This is a genomic window from Sulfuricurvum sp., from assembly GCF_041651515.1.
GTDB lineage: Bacteria > Campylobacterota > Campylobacteria > Campylobacterales > Sulfurimonadaceae > Sulfuricurvum.
This window is the reverse complement of sequence record NZ_JBAZJF010000001.1, coordinates 532170-549846: the sequence shown is the minus strand read 5'-3', so window position 1 is coordinate 549846 and position 17677 is coordinate 532170. Positions and strand designations below refer to the sequence as shown.

14 protein-coding genes are annotated in these 17677 nt (G+C 41.6%); 13 read left to right on the top strand and 1 reads right to left on the bottom strand.

Annotation, left to right across the window (positions count from 1 at the left end; translation table 11 throughout):
• Positions 1 to 72: 72 nt before the first annotated feature.
• From WC407_RS02695 to WC407_RS02665, 7 genes are all read left to right on the top strand, one after another.
• On the top strand, positions 73 to 2952 hold the full coding sequence (locus WC407_RS02695) for a CHASE domain-containing protein (protein ID WP_373021004.1): 2880 nt from the start codon (positions 73 to 75) through the stop codon (positions 2950 to 2952).
• Positions 2949 to 4382, top strand: coding sequence for an HD domain-containing phosphohydrolase (locus tag WC407_RS02690; protein ID WP_373021003.1), 1434 nt, complete (start codon positions 2949 to 2951; stop codon positions 4380 to 4382). Before WC407_RS02695 ends, WC407_RS02690 begins: the two co-directional genes overlap by 4 nt.
• Before the next feature lie 5 nt (positions 4383 to 4387).
• Positions 4388 to 5077, top strand: a complete 690-nt coding sequence (locus tag WC407_RS02685; protein WP_373021002.1) for a response regulator transcription factor — start codon at positions 4388 to 4390, stop codon at positions 5075 to 5077.
• 19 nt (positions 5078 to 5096) lie between these two features.
• Complete coding sequence (locus tag WC407_RS02680; RefSeq protein ID WP_373021093.1) at positions 5097 to 6590, top strand: response regulator transcription factor; 1494 nt, start codon at positions 5097 to 5099, stop codon at positions 6588 to 6590.
• A gap of 1 nt (position 6591) precedes the next feature.
• Positions 6592 to 8712: a CHASE domain-containing protein gene (locus WC407_RS02675; RefSeq protein ID WP_373021001.1), complete on the top strand. Its 2121-nt coding sequence runs from the start codon at positions 6592 to 6594 to the stop codon at positions 8710 to 8712.
• A gap of 22 nt (positions 8713 to 8734) precedes the next feature.
• Positions 8735 to 11626 carry a PAS domain S-box protein gene (locus WC407_RS02670; protein WP_373021000.1) on the top strand — a complete coding sequence of 964 codons (2892 nt, stop codon included), beginning with the start codon at positions 8735 to 8737 and terminating at the stop codon, positions 11624 to 11626.
• 83 nt (positions 11627 to 11709) lie between these two features.
• Positions 11710 to 11919 (top strand): hypothetical protein, encoded by a 210-nt coding sequence (locus WC407_RS02665; protein ID WP_373020999.1) that lies wholly within the window; start codon positions 11710 to 11712, stop codon positions 11917 to 11919.
• Between the two features lie 19 nt (positions 11920 to 11938).
• Here the strand turns inward: WC407_RS02665 and WC407_RS02660 are convergent, their stop codons facing one another.
• A complete protein-coding gene (locus tag WC407_RS02660) occupies positions 11939 to 12700 on the bottom strand; it encodes a DUF481 domain-containing protein (RefSeq protein WP_373020998.1) in 762 nt (253 codons plus the stop codon).
• Positions 12701 to 12852: 152 nt separating this feature from the next.
• Here WC407_RS02660 and WC407_RS02655 point away from each other — a divergent pair, with 152 nt between their 5' ends.
• The 6 genes from WC407_RS02655 (at position 12853) to hypB (ending at position 17675) form a co-directional block, all read left to right on the top strand.
• Positions 12853 to 13191, top strand: a complete 339-nt coding sequence (locus WC407_RS02655) for a copper-binding protein (RefSeq protein WP_373020996.1) — start codon at positions 12853 to 12855, stop codon at positions 13189 to 13191.
• The gene (locus tag WC407_RS02650) at positions 13188 to 13385 is read left to right on the top strand and encodes a hypothetical protein (RefSeq protein ID WP_373020994.1); all 198 of its coding nucleotides are present in this window, start codon (positions 13188 to 13190) and stop codon (positions 13383 to 13385) included. The genes WC407_RS02655 and WC407_RS02650 overlap by 4 nt, the downstream gene beginning before the upstream one ends.
• Positions 13382 to 14737, top strand: coding sequence for a TolC family protein (locus WC407_RS02645; RefSeq protein WP_373020989.1), 1356 nt, complete (start codon positions 13382 to 13384; stop codon positions 14735 to 14737). Before WC407_RS02650 ends, WC407_RS02645 begins: the two co-directional genes overlap by 4 nt.
• Positions 14721 to 16058, top strand: coding sequence for a multicopper oxidase family protein (locus tag WC407_RS02640; RefSeq protein ID WP_373020987.1), 1338 nt, complete (start codon positions 14721 to 14723; stop codon positions 16056 to 16058). Before WC407_RS02645 ends, WC407_RS02640 begins: the two co-directional genes overlap by 17 nt.
• Positions 16059 to 16200: 142 nt before the next feature.
• Positions 16201 to 16836 (top strand): hypothetical protein, encoded by a 636-nt coding sequence (locus tag WC407_RS02635; protein WP_373020985.1) that lies wholly within the window; start codon positions 16201 to 16203, stop codon positions 16834 to 16836.
• Between the two features lie 32 nt (positions 16837 to 16868).
• On the top strand, positions 16869 to 17675 hold the full coding sequence (gene hypB, locus WC407_RS02630; protein WP_373020983.1) for a hydrogenase nickel incorporation protein HypB: 807 nt from the start codon (positions 16869 to 16871) through the stop codon (positions 17673 to 17675).
• The last annotated feature ends 2 nt before the right edge of the window (positions 17676 to 17677 follow it).

Here is a 17677-nt window from a genome sequence, read left to right as displayed (position 1 = left end):
AATGAAAGAATGTTAGCTGCCTACACGGTATAAAAGCTGTATTTTTTAAAACAATGATGAAGAAGAGCGGCAATGCCAGAAAAAATTCCATTTGTTCAATCGGTCCATAGAGCATATGTGCAAAATCACTTAAATGTGACTTTCCTTCTGCTTGTCTCCGTGATCGTTGCAAGTTTTGTTTGGTCATTTTCAAAAGAGTACTATCACAATCGGGCCCAAGCACTTTTTGAGGTTAAAGTCCATACCAACATTGATCATTTTGAAAAACGGGTTTTCATATATGAGAATGTATTGCGCAGCGGAGTTGCCTATTTTCAGGGAAGTGAAGATGTTGAAGCTCAGGAATGGCACCAATTTATCGAGACACTTCAGATACAAAAATTTTATCCGGGTATGCAGGAAATCGGTTTTTCATTGATGATACGACCGGATGAGGTCGCCAAAGTCGAACGCCAGATGCGCAAAGATTTTCCAAGCTTTATTATTAAGCCCACCGGAAAGAGGGATCAATACAGCGCAATCCTCTATCTTGAACCGCAGGATAAGCGTAATGCGCACGAAATCGGATACGATATGCTTTCTGACCCTATCCTACGAGAAGCGATGGAACAGGCAAGAGACACCGGTCTCGCATCGGCTACAGGGCGTGTAGCCCTAGTGCGGAAGCTTGATTCGGATGTTCAACCGGGTATTGTGATGTATCTGCCGTTATACAAGATAGGGGAAAAAACGGATACGCGTCAAGAACGGCGTAATTCCCTTATCGGATTCATCTACAGCCCTTATCGGATGAAAAATTTGTTTAATGACATCGTTCTCAATGATTCATTGGTGAATTTCGAAGTGTATGATGGAGCGAAGAAATCGCAGAGTACTCTGCTGTACCGGTCATTTGAGCCCTCGACGTATGTTTCCCGATATTATAGCCATCAAACGATAGAAATCGCGGGACGGAAATGGTGTCTTGATTTTGCAAGCACCCCGAAGTTTGATATGGAAATGGATAGTCAGTATCCAATATTTGTGACCTTTGCGGGAATGTTCGTATATTTTATGTTATTGGCGATCATTGTGGTGCTTTTGCGAAGTCGAGAAATGATTCGGAAACAAACGGCTGAGATCGAGATAAACCGATTATGGCTCAATAATTTGCTTAAGTCCGCTACCGATGGAGTCCATATTTTGGATTCCGAGGGGAACCTTATTGAGTACAGCTCTTCTTTTATTCGCTCGCTGGGATACAGTGAGGAGGAAGCACGTTATTTGAGCATTTTTGATTGGGAAGCCCAAATACCCAGACAAATGCTTCGTCAAACGATGGACTCGATTACGCAGTATCCCGTTATGTTTGAAACACGGCACCGCCGCAAAGACGGTACCTCTTTTGATGTGGAAATTACGACTCAAGCGATTGTTTTAGAGGGAAAAAGGTATCTTTCTGCCTCTTCTCGAGATATTTCTGAACGAAAAAATATTGAAAAAGCCCTTCGATACGAAAAAGAGACGGCGCAAAACTATTTGGATATTGTCGATGTGATGATTGTCGTAATCGATGTAAATAAAAAAGTCAAACTGATTAACCGCAGGGGATGTGAGATTATAGGTTACACGACCAATGAGGTCCTCGGAAAAAACTGGATAGAAAATTTTCTGCCGGAACGGATCCACAGCGAAATAGAAAAAGAGGTAGTGGATAAATTGATTCTAGGCAGTGATGATGCCGGCTATTATGAAAACCCTGTTTTGACTAAAAAGGGGGAAGAGCGGCTGATCGCATGGCGAAACACGTTGCTGTTTGATCCACAGGGAAATTTGATCGGCATTTTAGGCTCGGGGGAAGATATCACCGAGATACGGCAGGTGCAAAAACAGCTCAGGGAGAGTGAGGAGTTTTATCGCAGCATATTCTCTTCCGTCCATGAAGCAATTTTCATCTTGGACAATAATCGTATCATCGATTGTAACGATATGGCATTGCAGTTGTTTGAGATGAGCAGAGAAGCACTGATAGGTGCCAATATACTCGATATGGCATGGAATATTCAGTGTGATGAGATGAGTTTTAATCGGTATCTTGATAGCGCGTATCGGGGTGATTTTGTACACGCTCGTTGTTCGTTAGTTATGGAGCACGGGAGTGAAGGGATTAAAATCATTGAGACATCACTCTCAGGGTTTGGCCAAGATAAGAGCAAGTTAATTTTGATTACCCATGATATCACCCAGCGGCTTCAAGAGGAAAAAATGTTCAGAATGCAGATACGGCAGGCTCAAATGGGAGAGATGATTTCAATGATTGCCCATCAGTGGCGGCAGCCTCTTGCCATTATCAATTCCATAATTTCTCAACTGCGCTTAAAAGAGCTTATGAAGGAAGAGAGCGATCCTTTGGTGATAGAGAGTTTAATAAAAGTTGAACTGCAGAATGCTCATCTCTCGCAAACAATTTCCGATTACCGGGATTTTTTCCGTCCTGATAAGCCCAAAGAGCATACCCTTGCCTCTGCTCTTGTGAATCAGGCACTCGATCTGATCGACCATACCCTAAAAAGTCACGGGATTAAGATTGAAAAAGCACTCAATATTGATTCAGAACTCTTCATATATCGTAATGAAGTGCTTCAGGTGTTGATTGCCCTTTTGAAAAATTCGTTGGATGCGTTTACCGAAAACGGTATCTCGGATGGGACCATTACCATCACCGTCACTCAAGAGGATGAATACGGGGTCCTTTTGATCCATGATAATGCAGGAGGGATTGCTCCTGCTGTTATCAGTAGGTTATTCACCCCTTATTTTACGACGAAAAATAAAAATATCGGTACCGGACTAGGGCTTTATATGTCTAAAATGATCATCGAAGAGCATTGTCGTGGAGAACTGAGGGTTAGCAGTACTGGGGATGAAACACTCTTTACCATTAAATTACCGCGAGAAAAGGAAGTGTTATGACATTTAAAGAGACATTGAGTGAGCTAACTCTTTATGCAAAAGGGATGCGGGTATTGTATGTCGAAGATGAGATGCTGATTCGTGAAAATACGGCATCACTTCTGTTGACATTTTTTCCTCAGATAGTAACGGCCAGCAACGGAAAAGAGGGGATGGCTCTTTACAAGGATGGAGTGTATGATTTGGTCATCACCGATATTTTGATGCCGGAGATGAACGGGGTCACGATGATTCAAATGATAAAAGAGCTTAACTCGTCGCAGAATATTATTGTTACCTCCGCATGCGAAGAGAGTAATTATCTTCTTGACCTTATTAATTTAGGGGTAGCGCAATTTCTCCTCAAGCCTATGAAGACGGAGCAGATGGTGCGTGTCCTTTTTGAAGTGGTTAAAAATATATACAATGCACGTAAAGTGCAGGAGTTTACGGCGAATCTCAAACAAGAATTGATTCATCAAACCACCCTTTTAGATCAGTACAAAGAAGTTGTCGATATGTCAATGATTGTGACGCAAACGAACTCGCAGGGGAAGATTATTTATGCCAATGAGGCTTTTTGTAAAACAAGCGGTTACAGCAGCGATGAAATTCTTAATCAAAGTCATAATATGCTTCGAGATCCGGATATGTCTACTGAATTTTATGAACACCTTTGGAATACAATTCTCAAGAAAGAAGCATGGCACGGAACCATTAAAAATCTAAAAAAAGACGGAAGTCGATATATTACCGATACGACAATCAAACCTATTTTGGATGAGTTTGGAAATATTTTGGATTTTATCAGTATCAGTTACGACGTAACCGAATTATATGATTTGAATGAAGAGATATGGCAGACGCAGCATGAGATGCTCTCATTGCTCGGAGAGGTAGGGGAGACCCGTTCCCAGGAAACCGGTAACCATGTTCGTAGGGTCGCCCAGTATTCGAGACTGCTCGGTGAACTTTACGGCCTTGAAGAAGAGGAAATTAAACTTCTTTACAGTGCTTCGCCAATGCACGATATCGGTAAAATCGGAATTCCGGATGCTATTTTATTGAAGCCCGCCAAACTGGATCCCGAAGAGTTTACTATCATGAAAACACACAGTACAATAGGGTACAATATTCTTAAAAACTCGAAGCGCCCACTCCTGCAGGCGGCAGCGATCATCGCCCATGAGCACCATGAAAGATGGGATGGGACAGGATACCCCAGGGGTCTGAGTGGAGAAAATATCCATATTTATGGACGGATTACGGCATTATCGGATGTTTTTGATGCGTTGAGCTGTGAACGCGTTTATAAGAGCATATGGCCGATGGAAACCATCATCGAGTTAATCCAGACACACCGAGGGATCCATTTTGATCCGCAGTTGGTAGATATTTTTATGGACAATATGGATCGCTTTATCGCGATCGCACATGAATTTAAAGATTGAGATATATGAGTAAAGAAAAGATTAGTTTTCAAGAGTTTAAAAATCTCTCCATTTTATATGCGGAAGATGATGTGGTATTGCGCGATATAACGGAAAAAACCCTTCAGCTGATTGTCGGGAAAGTTTATTCTGCTTCAGATGGTACGGAAGCGTTGGCAATTTTCAATGCTAATCATATTGATATAGTCATATTAGATATTCATATGGGGGCTATCAGCGGAATTGAAGTAGCCGAGAAAATCCGGAAGCAAGATAAGGAAATACCTATTGTTATTGTATCGGGATCGGTCGAAACAAAAGATCTTTTGGCAGCGTGCAAACTGAATCTGGTGGAATATATCCCTAAGCCGATCGAATTTAAAACGATGATTAATGTCCTCTTCACCGCGCTTAATAAGCTGAAAGAGAATGGATTATTGTTTGCAAAAATCAATAATTCTTTGTCGTATGATTATTTTGCAAAGGCCATTATCAAAGGAGAAGAGAAAATCGCCCTCTCCAACTATGAAATTAATACGATAGAACTTCTCCTTTCGCGTAGAGGGCAACTTGTTAGCTATGAAACTTTTTTTCATGTTTTGGATGAAGATATGTCTCACGGTGCTTTAAAAAATATTATTCTCAGACTGCGCAAAAAGATGGGAAATGATGAAAGTATTCATAACCTTTCTAAAGTCGGGTATATGCTGATATGAGGGAACCGCATTGCAACAAGTGATTGAAGAATTAAAAAAATTATCCCATTCGTTAGGGATTCTTTATGTTGAGGACAATAAAGGGTTGAGAGATAATATGGCATCTCTATTAGGAAAATTTTTTCCTCATATTTGGGTTGCCGAAGATGGACAAAGCGGATTAGAACTTTATCATGCACATAACCCCGACATAGTCTTAACCGATATCAATATGCCCAAGTTGAAGGGGTTTGCATTAGCACGAGAGATCAAAGCACACAATGCTGATGTTCGTGTTATTGTTCTTTCTGCCTATGATGAAAAAGAGTATTTGTATGAGGCAATCGAAATCGGAATCTTTCGTTATCTGACGAAGCCGACAAAAGTTCCTTTGTTAATTGCAGCGTTGCGTGATGCTAGTTTGGCTATACATACTGAACAAAATAAAAGAATATTTGAGAATCAGCTCAAAGACATTTTTAACTATCAGAATAATCTTTTGATTATGTTAAGGGGGAGAGAGCCTGTTCTTGTAAATCAGCAGTTTTTAAATTTTTTCGGGGTTAAAAGTCTGGATAAATTCATGGAAAATCAGGCTGAATTTGACCAATTGCTCCTTGAACATAAAGGATTTTTGTATTCAACTCCTGAATCACTTTGGTTTGATCAAGCCGTTGCCAATCCCGGCAAATTATTTCATACCAAAGTGCTCAATCATACCAAGAAAGCATGTCATTTGATCATGAAACTCAGAACGATTCCGGATAAAGAAGGGTATACGATTCTCTCTTTTGATGATATTACCGATTTGAACTTGATGATGATTTTTGATAATAAAGCGGCCCAAAATGATCAGAAACTGCAAGATTGCACCGCCGTTTTGAAGCTAATGAATGTTATCAAAGAGAACAGCTCGGAAGTGAAGCTTCATAACTTTTATCGCGGTTTGACGATTGTGAACAGTGCGGTTCTGATCAAAAATGATGATCAAGAGATTACTCTAAAAACAACGCATTCACAGCTAAAAGCGATCAAATTGGCTAAAAATATCACGATTACATCAGAACTTTTCCCTTTTAGCGTCTTATGCAAAACGGCAAATGCAATTGATTTTGATTTACAGACCGTTTCCTTTAGTGATATGCAGTTTGTTCAAGAGAGCGCCGATCAGCGAGCTAATATCAGACTGGAACCGGATGAAAAACGGCATTCCGTGACGCTCTTCCAGCGTGAAATTAAATTTTTGGGTAATGTACGGATTGTTGATATTTCCATTTGTTCGGTCAAAATAGAGATAGATGCCCTTCCTGCAGGATTGGCTGTCGGAGAGATAGCCAAAATCGCGATCGTATTAGAGACCGATAAACAGCCCATAAATCTTTCAATCAGCGGAACAGTTTATCGTATTGACAGTTTTTCAAAATCTTTTCATGTTGTATTACTGTTTGAACTTACTTCCCTAAATGAGGATAAATTATTAGGGTATTTAGCAAATCGGCAGATGGAATTAATTCGTGAATTCAAGGCTATCTGATATGATAAAATTTAACAGTATCAAATCATTTTCGAAATCAGCCATTATTGCTTTGTTAGGTTTTCTGATTTCCATGGGAATCACGTTTTTTCTTTGGTTTAATGCACATGAGAAAGCGCAAAAGGATGCTAAAAAGAATTTTGAAGCCTTTTCGGTTAAAACCACTGTTGAGATTAAAAATCGGATGTTGGCGTATGAAAATGTGTTGCATGGGGGAGCGGCGCTATTAAATACGGTTGAACACATGAACCGTAAAAAGTGGCATATCTATGTAGAAAGTTCCAAGGTCGTCCAAATGTATCCCGGATTTCAGGGGATTGGGGTTTCCGACGTTATTCCTGCAGATGATCTTAGGAACCATTTTAAAAAAATGCGTGAGGATGGATTCGAGGATTATCAGATTAAACCCAGTGGAAAACGGGATGAATACCATACTATTGTCTATCTCGAACCGCTTGATGCAAAAAATCGTAGAGCAATCGGTTACGATATGTACACCAATCCTGTCCGTAAACAAGCAATGGTACGTGCCAGAGATACCGGAACGGCAGCACTCTCGGATAAAGTAACGCTGGTACAGGAACAAGGTATTGACAAACAGGCCGGATTTTTATTGTATATTCCATTCTATCATCTGGAAAATACCCCGAAGACTCAAATACAGCGAAGAGAGGATATTAAAGGTTTCGTTTTTGCCCCTTTTCGTGCACGTGATTTGATGAATGAGATTCTTCAGCAAAAAAATGACAATGTCGCTATGCAACTCTATGATGGTTCTGTTGATGAAAAAAATCTTCTTTACAACCGAGGTACCGTGGTATCTCAACCACTTTTTAAGAAGACTATTCCTATTGAGATGTATGGACATACATGGACAGCCGTATTTCAGACGCTTCCCTCTTTTGAAGAATCGATTGACTATGAAGAGTCTCATTTAATCTTACTGAGTGGATTTCCGATTTCATTTTTACTCTTGTTGAGTATTTTCTTTTATTCACAGACGACAGAGCGGGCACGCAGGATGGCCTATAAGATGACAGCTGAAATTAGAGCACTGAATAATGAGCTGGAAACAATTATAGAAACCGCCCCAAACCCGATAATTTTACATACAGAAGACGGGAGAATTGTAAAAATAAATAAAGCATGGAGCGATAGCTCAGGGTATTCTTTATCGGATATTCCGACAACCGACATTTGGGTTGCTAAAACATACAAAGACGATCACAAAAAGGTGAAAGAACATATCCATAGTCTTTTTTCGATTACCGAAAAAGTGGATGAAGGTGAATTCTCCTTTTTTAGTAAATCAGGAGCCAAAATAACATGGCAGTTTAGTTCAGCCCCGTTTGGGATGCTCAACGGAAAACGGGCAGTCATTACGTCAGCAATGGATGTGACGGAGCTGAAAAATAAAGATGATATGATGATGATGCAGTCACGGCATGCTGCAATGGGGGAAATGATCAATATGATTGCCCACCAGTGGCGGCAGCCTTTAGCCTCTATCGCTGCAATCAGCGGTATTTTGAATCTTGAAGCAATGATGGATCAATACGATCAAGAGTATTTTATGGAAAAGCTTGATTTGATCAGTAACTTGTCGATAGAACTGTCCGATACTATCAACGACTTTAGAAATTTTTTCAAAGAAGATAAACAACAAGAATTAATGACTTGGAAAGAGATCGCGAATGGGAGTTTGACCATTATTGAGCCAATATTAAAAGCAAAGAATATTACACTTCATACTCGGGTAGAGGATGATGCTCTTTTTATGGTTTATCCGCGTGAAATTAGACAAGTTATACTTAATATTCTTAAAAATGCAGAAGATGTATTGACGGATAATATGATTTCTGAGCCTCAAATTTGGATTCAGACTTTACGTGAGGAGAATATGAGTTGTTTGGAGATAGAAGATAATGGCGGAGGGATACCGGAGGAGCTAATCAACAAAATTTTTGATCCTTATTTCAGCACGAAGATGGAGAAAAATGGAACCGGAATTGGACTCTATATGTCAAAAACGATTGTCGAGCAGCATGGTAAAGGAAGACTAACGGTGCATAACACTGCACGCGGAGCCTGTTTTCACATCCTTTTCCCCATCCATCGATAATTATTTAATTCGGGGTATACACGTGAGCATTCAAAAAGAATCATCATTATTCATTCAAACCATATGGCAGAGTGTGGTTGTCTCCCTCTTTTTTGTCCTTTTTTTTATGTTATACGTTTATTCTGAAAAACAGACCGATTTAGCCAATGAAAAGCGCCTGAACTCCTTTTTGCTTGCGGATGAATTGCGTCAATCTTCAGATGATTTGACTCGAATGGTTCGAACATACGCGGTGACTAAAAATCCACTGTATAAAAAGCACTATGAGGAAATTTTAGATATTCGCAACGGCAAAAGGCTGCGTCCGATAGGGTATCAAAATATTTATTGGGATTTGGTTGGATTGGAGGATCAACGTCCTCGCCCTTTGAGTCAGCAATCTATCTCCCTCATGGATGAAATTCGTCAAGCCGGATTTAGTGAGATTGAATTGGCCAAGCTCTTGGAAGCCAAAAACAATTCGGATCGCTTGACTCAGACGGAATACAGCGCTATGAAGCTGATTGAGTCTAACGGCTCAGATGCACAGAAAATGAAGCAACAGCAACACGCGCTTGAACTCTTGCATAATGGAGCTTATCATCAGGCGAAAGCCTCTATTATGCATGCGATAGATGAATTTTCTTTTCTTATGAACGAGCGGACCGCAGCAACCGTCCATAGGGCAAAAGTCACTGCAATAATACTGCAAACGCTTGTTGGCGTTATAGGGCTTTACTTATTTTTTATACTGTGGCGTCTTAAAAAAATATTGAATTTAATATTGGGGAGCTCACCCAGTGATTTGCACGATCATATTAGCCGAATAGGACAAGGAGATTTTTCTGTACCTATCCGTATCGATGATGCGGGAAAAGAGAGTGTTCTAGGTTGGTTAGGGGAAACTCAGAATCAACTGAAACATTTAGTGGAGAATAATAAACGACTGAATCAGATTTACGTCGCCCTCATACAATGCAATCAAGCGATTGTCCGGTCTAAAGATGAAAGTACCCTTTTTCAAAATATTTGTCGAAATGCGGTGCAGATCGGTGGTATGGAAATGGCATGGATCGGAAAATTGGATGAAAATGGATGTTACATCAAGGCCACAGAATATTTCGGAGAGGGGACAGCCTATTTAGACGGGTTGCTGATTTCTGCCGATCCTACCGTATTAATCGGGCGTGGTCCAACTGGTTCTGCATTTCATAAAGGCCATCCTGTTTGGTGCCAAGATTTTATGAATGACCCTTCAACGTCTGCATGGCATGAGCGGGGAAAAGAGTTCGGATGGAATGCTTCTGCGGCTTTGCCCTTATATTGCAATGGCAAAGTTGTGGGGGTGTTGACATTGTACAGTTCCCAAATTAATGCTTTTGACCCCTTAATAAAAGAACTGCTGGACGAGATGGCAAATGATATCAGCTATGCTTTGGATGGATTTGAACATGCCAGAGCACGTGAAGAGGCAGAGAAAAAGCTTATAGTTGAAAAAAAGACGGCACAAAACTATCTTGACATTGTAGATGTGATTATCATGGTAAGTGATGTCAATAAAAATGTCCAATTGATTAATCGTAAAGGGTGTGAAATCATCGGCTACACGGCAAAAGAAGTTATTGGCAAAAATTGGATCGATAATTTTTTACCGGAACGGATCCGTAAAGAAGTGTATGAAGCATCGGAGGCTTTTATGCATGTTTCTAATGAAGTATTGAGCTATGAAAATGTTGTTTTGACCAAAACCGGAGAAGAGCGGCTGATCGCTTGGAAAAACATACCCCTTTTTAGCCCAGACGGTGAGATCATAGGATTGTTAAGTTCAGGTGAAGACATTACTGAACGGCAGTTAATTGAGCAAAAGCTGCACGAGAATGAAGAATTTTACAGAAGCGTATTCAGATCTGTCAGTGAAGCAATTGTTATTTTGAAAGATAATATCATTCTTGATTGTAACGATATGGCTTTAAACCTATTTGAAACCGACAGAAGTGATTTTCTTGGAAAGAATATACTGGAATATAATTTTGACTGCCAGGAAAATGATTTTATTCATTATAGTGCGTCTTCCAATAAAAATCATCATTCAACAAGAATAGAGTGTTCTATTACCATTAAAAGCCAGCAAACGAGCAAGATAATAGAGATGAATCTTTCACCTTTCGGGGACGGCAATAGTAAATTGATTTTAATGGCACGTGATATCACTCAACAACTTGAAGAAGATAAATTTCTGAAAATTCAAGCGCGTCAAGCACAATTAGGAGAGATGGTTGCGATGATCGCTCATCAGTGGCGTCAACCTTTAGCGATAATTAATGCTATTGCATCGCAACTTCACCTTAATGAAATAATGAAAGAGAATGAAGATGAAGCTCTGGTGGATAAATTGGTAAAGATTGAAGAACAATGCACCCATTTATCACAAACCATTTCGGATTACAGAGATTTGTCTAATCCAAATAAAGTTGAAGAAATTCTTGCTATTTCGATATTAGTTCAACATACCAGCAATCTTCTTGATCATACGTTTAAAAATAGTGGTATTGAGTTTAGAAAAAATATTATCCATGATGCCGATGTGATTACGTTCCATAATGAAGTGGTTCAAGTATTACTGACTCTTTTCAAAAACTCACTGGATGCATTTGAGGAGAATAACATTCAGCAATGTATTATTACCGTTGATATTGATTGTGATGAAGAATTCGGAATTATTAGGGTTAGTGATAATGCCGGTGGTATTGCAGCGGAGGTTATGAAGAAACTTTTTACCCCATACTTTACAACCAAAAACATAAACCATGGTACAGGACTTGGGCTTTATATGAGTAAAAAGATCATTGAAGGCCATTGCAATGGTATGCTAGACGCAAGTAGCCAAGGGACAGAGAGTCTCTTCACCATAAAATTGCCCAGAGCTTTTCCATAATTATCAGCATATTTCTCCTATGTGATTTTTTTAAGACTAAATGTATTTATGATATCTATACATAGAGGATAGAGGATACTGTAATGTCAAAAAACAAATCAACAAAAAGCTCAGAAATAATAGAACAAGTCAACACCGATTTTTTAGAAATTTTATCTGAATTGGCTAATATGGTCTCGATGGAAGAAAAATATCGTGCTGCAGGTATTGAGATGAAAAGCAGCGAGGCATTAGTCAAACTACGAGAGCGGATGACTGAGCTGCAAATAAAAATAGATCAGGGTGATTTTTAATGCAAGCTGTTGAGCGATATTAAAACACCCAAAGCAAGCTTGTTATATAAGCTTTGTCCTCTTTTACAACCCCGATAGGCGGATGGCTGTCATAGCTGTATTTTGCAGTCAAACTCAAATTTAGCGACCCAAAGATCGGGATGATCAATTCCATCGTCTGCGATGAGACATAATCGGATGGGGTATTAAACTTCGGTTGGAAATAGCCTAGATAATTGAGTTTTGAGGAGGTCATAAAGCTTTTGGTGTAGGCCAAGTAGCTGTTGAGACGACCGTTCTCTTCATTTGGATTGATTTGCGGGTTGGCATAATTGATTTTTTCGAATAAACCGCCCATGCCGATATACCCTTTTCCCCACTCATCGGCATTAAAAAATCGCCATCGCAGACCGGCACCCGTAAGTGAACGGGCATTAATGCTTTTTATATTGTCTCGTTCGGATTGTACGAACAATTCACCTGTCCAGTTTTTATTCTCATCTATGGCGTGGATATAACGCACATGGGCATAAGTTTTATCTTCGTTTTTTGTTCCGTTGGAGGTTCCATAATCGTAGGTGAAGATTCCCCACGCTAAATAATCGATTCCTTGATCGTATTGTAATCGGCATCCAAGAGAGTAGTCGTCTTTTTGGGTATTGCCGCTTTTGGAACTTAGTGATCCTGAAACATTTCCGCTTATGCCATTTTTGGAGCCGATATCCACCGGTGCAATACTGACAAGAGCGAAGAGAGAGGTAGAAGTAGATAACAGTAAAAAAAACAAGAAAATAAAACGCAATGGGCACCTTTGGTTAAAATAAGAATCGAATTATACCGTTTGGATGACGTAGTGGTTGTAAAAACAGCATCATTAACACCGTTATTATTAGATTAAATAATTTTTTCGTCGTCTGTGGTACACTGTTTTTACAATTCAAGCAGGAGCGTAGTATGCAATCAAAAATTTTTAGTACGGTATGTTTTACACTGTTGATATTCAGTCCAATGGTTTGGGGTATGGCTATGGAAGAACATCAGGATCATCAAAATAGCGCAGTAGTATCGGAAAGTGCAATTAGTGCGACGGGAACGATCAAATCCATTGCCCCCGATCGTATGAGCGTTCGGATTTTTCACAACCCAATTCCTGCACTTAACTGGCCGGCGATGAATATGCCTTTTTCGGTTGCCGATCCTGAATTACTCCATTCGTTACAAGTCGGGGATAAAGTCCGTTTTGAATTTGTCCAAAAAGAGGGAAGCGACGTCATTGTTAAGATAAGCAAATGAATCGTCTCCTACTCTTGTTTTTGCTGTGTATTGCATCCATGAGTGCGGATACCAAAGTCAAATCACCGATTCTTGGCAATACGGCGGAAGGGAAAAGTGTGTATGTTCCGCTTAAACCTTCTCCGAGTCTCACGGAAGAGAGACGTATTCAGCAAGAGGATCAAAATCTAACCCGGCATGGTATGCAAAAATGAAAAAAGAGGTGATTCTCTCATTTGGTGCATTTCTGATTTTGTCCGGGTGTTCCACTGTCTCCCAAAATGATGTGTTTAATTCAATGAACCGTATGAGCGCTGCTCGCGGAGCGGGTGAACTGAAATGGCTTAAGACGCCTCAGGAAGTTCAAGATGTCGATAAAAGCGTTAATGATCTTTTGTCACAACCTCTGAGTGAAGAGAATGCGGTTCGTATTACGTTGATTAATAACCGTGCGTTGCAGCAAACGTATGAGCGAATAGGGATCGCGCAAAGCGATCTTGTACAAGCGGGATTGATGAGCAACCCATTATTGGGGTATTCGGTTGGCCATGGCGGAGGGATCAATCGTTCAGGGGTGAGTGTAGAATTAGCCTTTTTGGATTTATTGTGGATACCGCTGCGTAAAGAGCTGGGTGGATTGGCTCTCGAAGAGACGAAGCTGAGTGTCGGCGATGAGGTACTGCGGAGTGTTCGAGAGGCTAAAAAAAGCTATATCGATGCGCACGTTGCGCAGGAGATGGTTCGATTGAACGGAGATGTACTCAAATCACAGGAAGCATCACTGCAGTTGGCGATGCGTCAATACAGTGCGGGGAACCTTTCGAAACGGGATCTTTTAAAGATTCAAGATGAATATGAGCATGCGCGTCTCGACTCCATCCGACTCCATCGAGACAATGCCAAGGCACGAGAGGCACTCAATAGAAATATGGGGGTGTATGCGGAGCAAACCGATTATACTTTGGTGGATGAGCCGATGATTCTCAGCTCTCAACCGATAGAGAATACCTCTTTGGAACGATGGGCGATAGAGAATCGTCTTGATATCGCTGCCGCACAAAAGAGGGTTGAATACGCGGCCAAAGAAGCAGGGTATACGAAAGATACCCGTTTACTTCAGGAGGTGCGCCTAGAAGCCGGAAGTGAGAAAAGTACGGGAGAAAATCGATTTAACAGCGTAGGCGTTAAGATTCCCCTCCCGATTTTTGATATGGGGCAGGCTCGTATAAGCCTCACTCAGGCCCGTTACAATCAGAGCGTTCACCGTTTGATTGAATTGGCGGTGAATGTCCGATCGGAAGTTCGTGAATCGTATGCACATCTTTGTTATAGCTATGATATTGCACGTGAATACAACGAATCCATTGTAAAAATCAATCAAAATATATTGGAACAGACACAGCTTTATTATAACGGAATGTTGGATGGTATCTATGAGTTGCTTGCCGATCAGCGCCGGTACAGTGATGTAAAAATGCAATCGCTCATCGCCATTGGGGAATACCAAAAAGCACAAGCGGATTTAGCGTACACCATTGGCGGAGTAAACAATGCAGCACAAAGATAGACGAGAATTTTTAGGTTTGGGTGCGGCACTGTTAGCCTCGGCGGCAGTTGCGCGTGCTTCCGGCAGTGATGAAGCGAAAAGCTGTGAAGCGAGTCATGATAAGCGGCACCTCACATTGGTCCAAGATCCAAAACGGGTTTTATCTCCGGCTACTCTCATTACTTCAACGGAGGGGAAAAATTACAATCCCGTCGTAACTCTCAACGGATGGAGCCTTCCGCATGAGATGAAAGAGGGGGTAAAAGAGTTTCGCATCGTTGCCGAACCGGTGATACGCGAGTTCGCACCCGGTATGGTGGTCAACTGCTGGGGATATAACGGTACCTCTCCTGGGCCGACGATCGAAGCGGTAGAGGGGGATAGGGTGCGCCTTATCGTGACCAATAAACTCCCTGAACACACGACGATTCACTGGCACGGGCTTATCCTTCCCAACGGGATGGACGGTGTTGGGGGCTTGACACAGAGTGCTATTGCTCCGGGCGAAACTTATGTTTACGAGTTTACCCTCCGCCAAAGCGGAACGTTTATGTATCACCCTCACGCAGATGAGATGGTGCAGATGGCGCTTGGGATGATGGGGATGTTTATCATCCATCCGAAAAAACGGCAAGAGCATCGTGTGGATCGCGATTTTTGTTTTCTCCTCGCCAGCTATGATGTAGCACCCGGAACCTATACCCCAAACCCCTCGACCATGACGGAGTTTAACCTTTGGAGTTTTAACAGTCGTGTTTTTCCGGGGATTGACTCGATGAATGTTCGGGTGGGTGATCGCGTCCGTATCCGCGTCGGCAATCTCACCATGACCAACCATCCCATCCACATGCACGGGCATCCGTTTGAGGTGACTTGCACCGATGGGGGATGGGTTCCTAAAAGCGCACGATGGCCCGAAGTGACGGCGGATATACCTGTGGGCGCGGTGAGAGCAATCGAGTTCATCGCAACCGAAGAGGGGGATTGGTCGTTTCACTGCCATAAATCGCACCATACCATGGGGCCGATGGGACACACCGTCCCCAATATGATCGGGGTAAAACAAGACGATTTAACCGAAAAGATCAGCGATCTGATGCCGGAATACATGTATATGCCGATGGGTAAAAACGGGATGGCCGAGATGCAGGATATGGCCGATATGGGGATGGCATTACCGGAGAATACCTTACCGATGATGACAGGAAAAGGGCCGTTTGGCCCCATCGAGATGGGGGGGATGTTTACTCTGGTTAAAGTACGTCGCAATCAGCCTAGGGGAGATTACAGCGATCCGGGTTGGTACAACCATCCGCAGGGAAGTGTTGCCCGAAAAATATGAGTGGAAGTATTTGTCCTGTTTATGTATCAAAAAAACAAATTAAGTCCTGAAATAGCATAAGAACATCATTTTTTTAGTTTGTTTTTATCCTATTCTCCTATAATCTTTTATCTGAATGATTATTCATATAAGTGGGGATGCCATGGAACTGGGTTTAATCGTAATTTTTTGGTACGGAATACTGCACGCTTTCGGGCCGGATCATTTGACCGCCATTGCCGATTTTTCCATCGGTAAAGAGGCGAAAAGAACGCTCTTAAGTGTGGGTGCTTTTGCGATAGGGCATGGGATCATGCTTTTCGTTTTTGCTAAAATACTTCAACATACTGCTATACCCGAAGAGGTATTGGGATATGGCGATATTATCGCATCGAGCGTGATTTTTTCGATCGGTGTCTATCTGCTGTATTTAGTCTATGCCAATAAAATCCATTTGAGCTCTCATACCCACGATCACAAAAAACATGTGCACATTTGGTTCGGGGATGAACACAAACATGAATCTTCTACCCCATCGGCATTCGGTGTGGGTATTTTAATGGGAATCGGCGGGGTGCGCGGTATGTTGGTTACCCTTGGGGTACTTCAAGGGCAAGCGGTTGATGTGTCGATGATCTTTGCTTTTATTTTGGGTGTTATGGTAGTCTTTTTCGCTTTCGGTTTGGTGATTTTATGGATTAACAAGGACATTTTAACAACGATTAAAAATGTTCGCCGAGTCTTTGCCGCAGTAGGAACGATTTCTGTCCTCGTAGGCGGAAATATGCTTATGGCATAAGAATAGAAAATTTAAATAATAAGGATTTTAAAATGTGTAAAGATTGCGGATGTTCACTTACGGATCACGATCACCATCATCACGACCATGGGGATCACCACGACCACGATCACGGAGATCATGACCATCACTCTCACAGCCATCATGCGGCACATGAGACACTGCACCATAATCCGCAGCTCAATGACACCAAAACGATTGCGGTGATCAAAAAGATTTTGGATAAAAACGATCAGGAAGCGCATCATAACCGAGAGCATTTCAATGAGCACGGGGTATTGGCGATCAATCTTATGAGCTCACCCGGAAGCGGTAAAACAGCATTGTTGGAAACAATGGTGGGCTTGGCTCCGTTTAAATTCGGAGTGATTGAAGGGGATTTGGAGACGTCGCGTGATGCCGACCGCCTAATCGCCAAAGGGATCAGTGCGGTGCAGATTCAGACGGGGAGTGCGTGTCATCTGGATGCGTTTATGGTTCACAAAGGGTTGCATGATTTGGCGATAGCCGATTTGGATGTCTGTTTTATCGAAAATGTCGGTAATCTCGTTTGCCCGGCAAGCTACGATGTGGGATCGCATCTCAATATCGTCCTCGTATCTATCCCGGAGGGGGAAGATAAAATCGCCAAATATCCGGTGATGTTCCGAAGCGCTGATCTGATCCTTATCACGAAAACGGATCTTCTCCCTTATTTCCAATACGACATAGAGCGTGAAAAAGCTGAGGCGCGGAAAATCAAACCGAATGTCGATATCTTAGAGGTCAATATTAACGATGAAGCTTCGGTCAAACGGGTTATTGAGTGGATTGAATTTAAACGAAAGATGAGAGCGTAATT

What these genes read in the sequence shown, in the direction of transcription:
- WC407_RS02695 (WP_373021004.1), top strand. Translation starts at nt 73, where the DNA reads ATGCCAGAAAAAATTCCATTTGTTCAATCGGTCCATAGAGCATATGTG.
- WC407_RS02690 (WP_373021003.1), top strand. Translation starts at nt 2,949, where the DNA reads ATGACATTTAAAGAGACATTGAGTGAGCTAACTCTTTATGCAAAAGGG.
- WC407_RS02685 (WP_373021002.1), top strand. Translation starts at nt 4,388, where the DNA reads ATGAGTAAAGAAAAGATTAGTTTTCAAGAGTTTAAAAATCTCTCCATT.
- WC407_RS02675 (WP_373021001.1), top strand. Translation starts at nt 6,592, where the DNA reads ATGATAAAATTTAACAGTATCAAATCATTTTCGAAATCAGCCATTATT.
- WC407_RS02665 (WP_373020999.1), top strand. Translation starts at nt 11,710, where the DNA reads ATGTCAAAAAACAAATCAACAAAAAGCTCAGAAATAATAGAACAAGTC.
- WC407_RS02655 (WP_373020996.1), top strand. Translation starts at nt 12,853, where the DNA reads ATGCAATCAAAAATTTTTAGTACGGTATGTTTTACACTGTTGATATTC.
- WC407_RS02650 (WP_373020994.1), top strand. Translation starts at nt 13,188, where the DNA reads ATGAATCGTCTCCTACTCTTGTTTTTGCTGTGTATTGCATCCATGAGT.
- WC407_RS02645 (WP_373020989.1), top strand. Translation starts at nt 13,382, where the DNA reads ATGAAAAAAGAGGTGATTCTCTCATTTGGTGCATTTCTGATTTTGTCC.
- WC407_RS02640 (WP_373020987.1), top strand. Translation starts at nt 14,721, where the DNA reads ATGCAGCACAAAGATAGACGAGAATTTTTAGGTTTGGGTGCGGCACTG.
- WC407_RS02635 (WP_373020985.1), top strand. Translation starts at nt 16,201, where the DNA reads ATGGAACTGGGTTTAATCGTAATTTTTTGGTACGGAATACTGCACGCT.
- hypB (WP_373020983.1), top strand. Translation starts at nt 16,869, where the DNA reads ATGTGTAAAGATTGCGGATGTTCACTTACGGATCACGATCACCATCAT.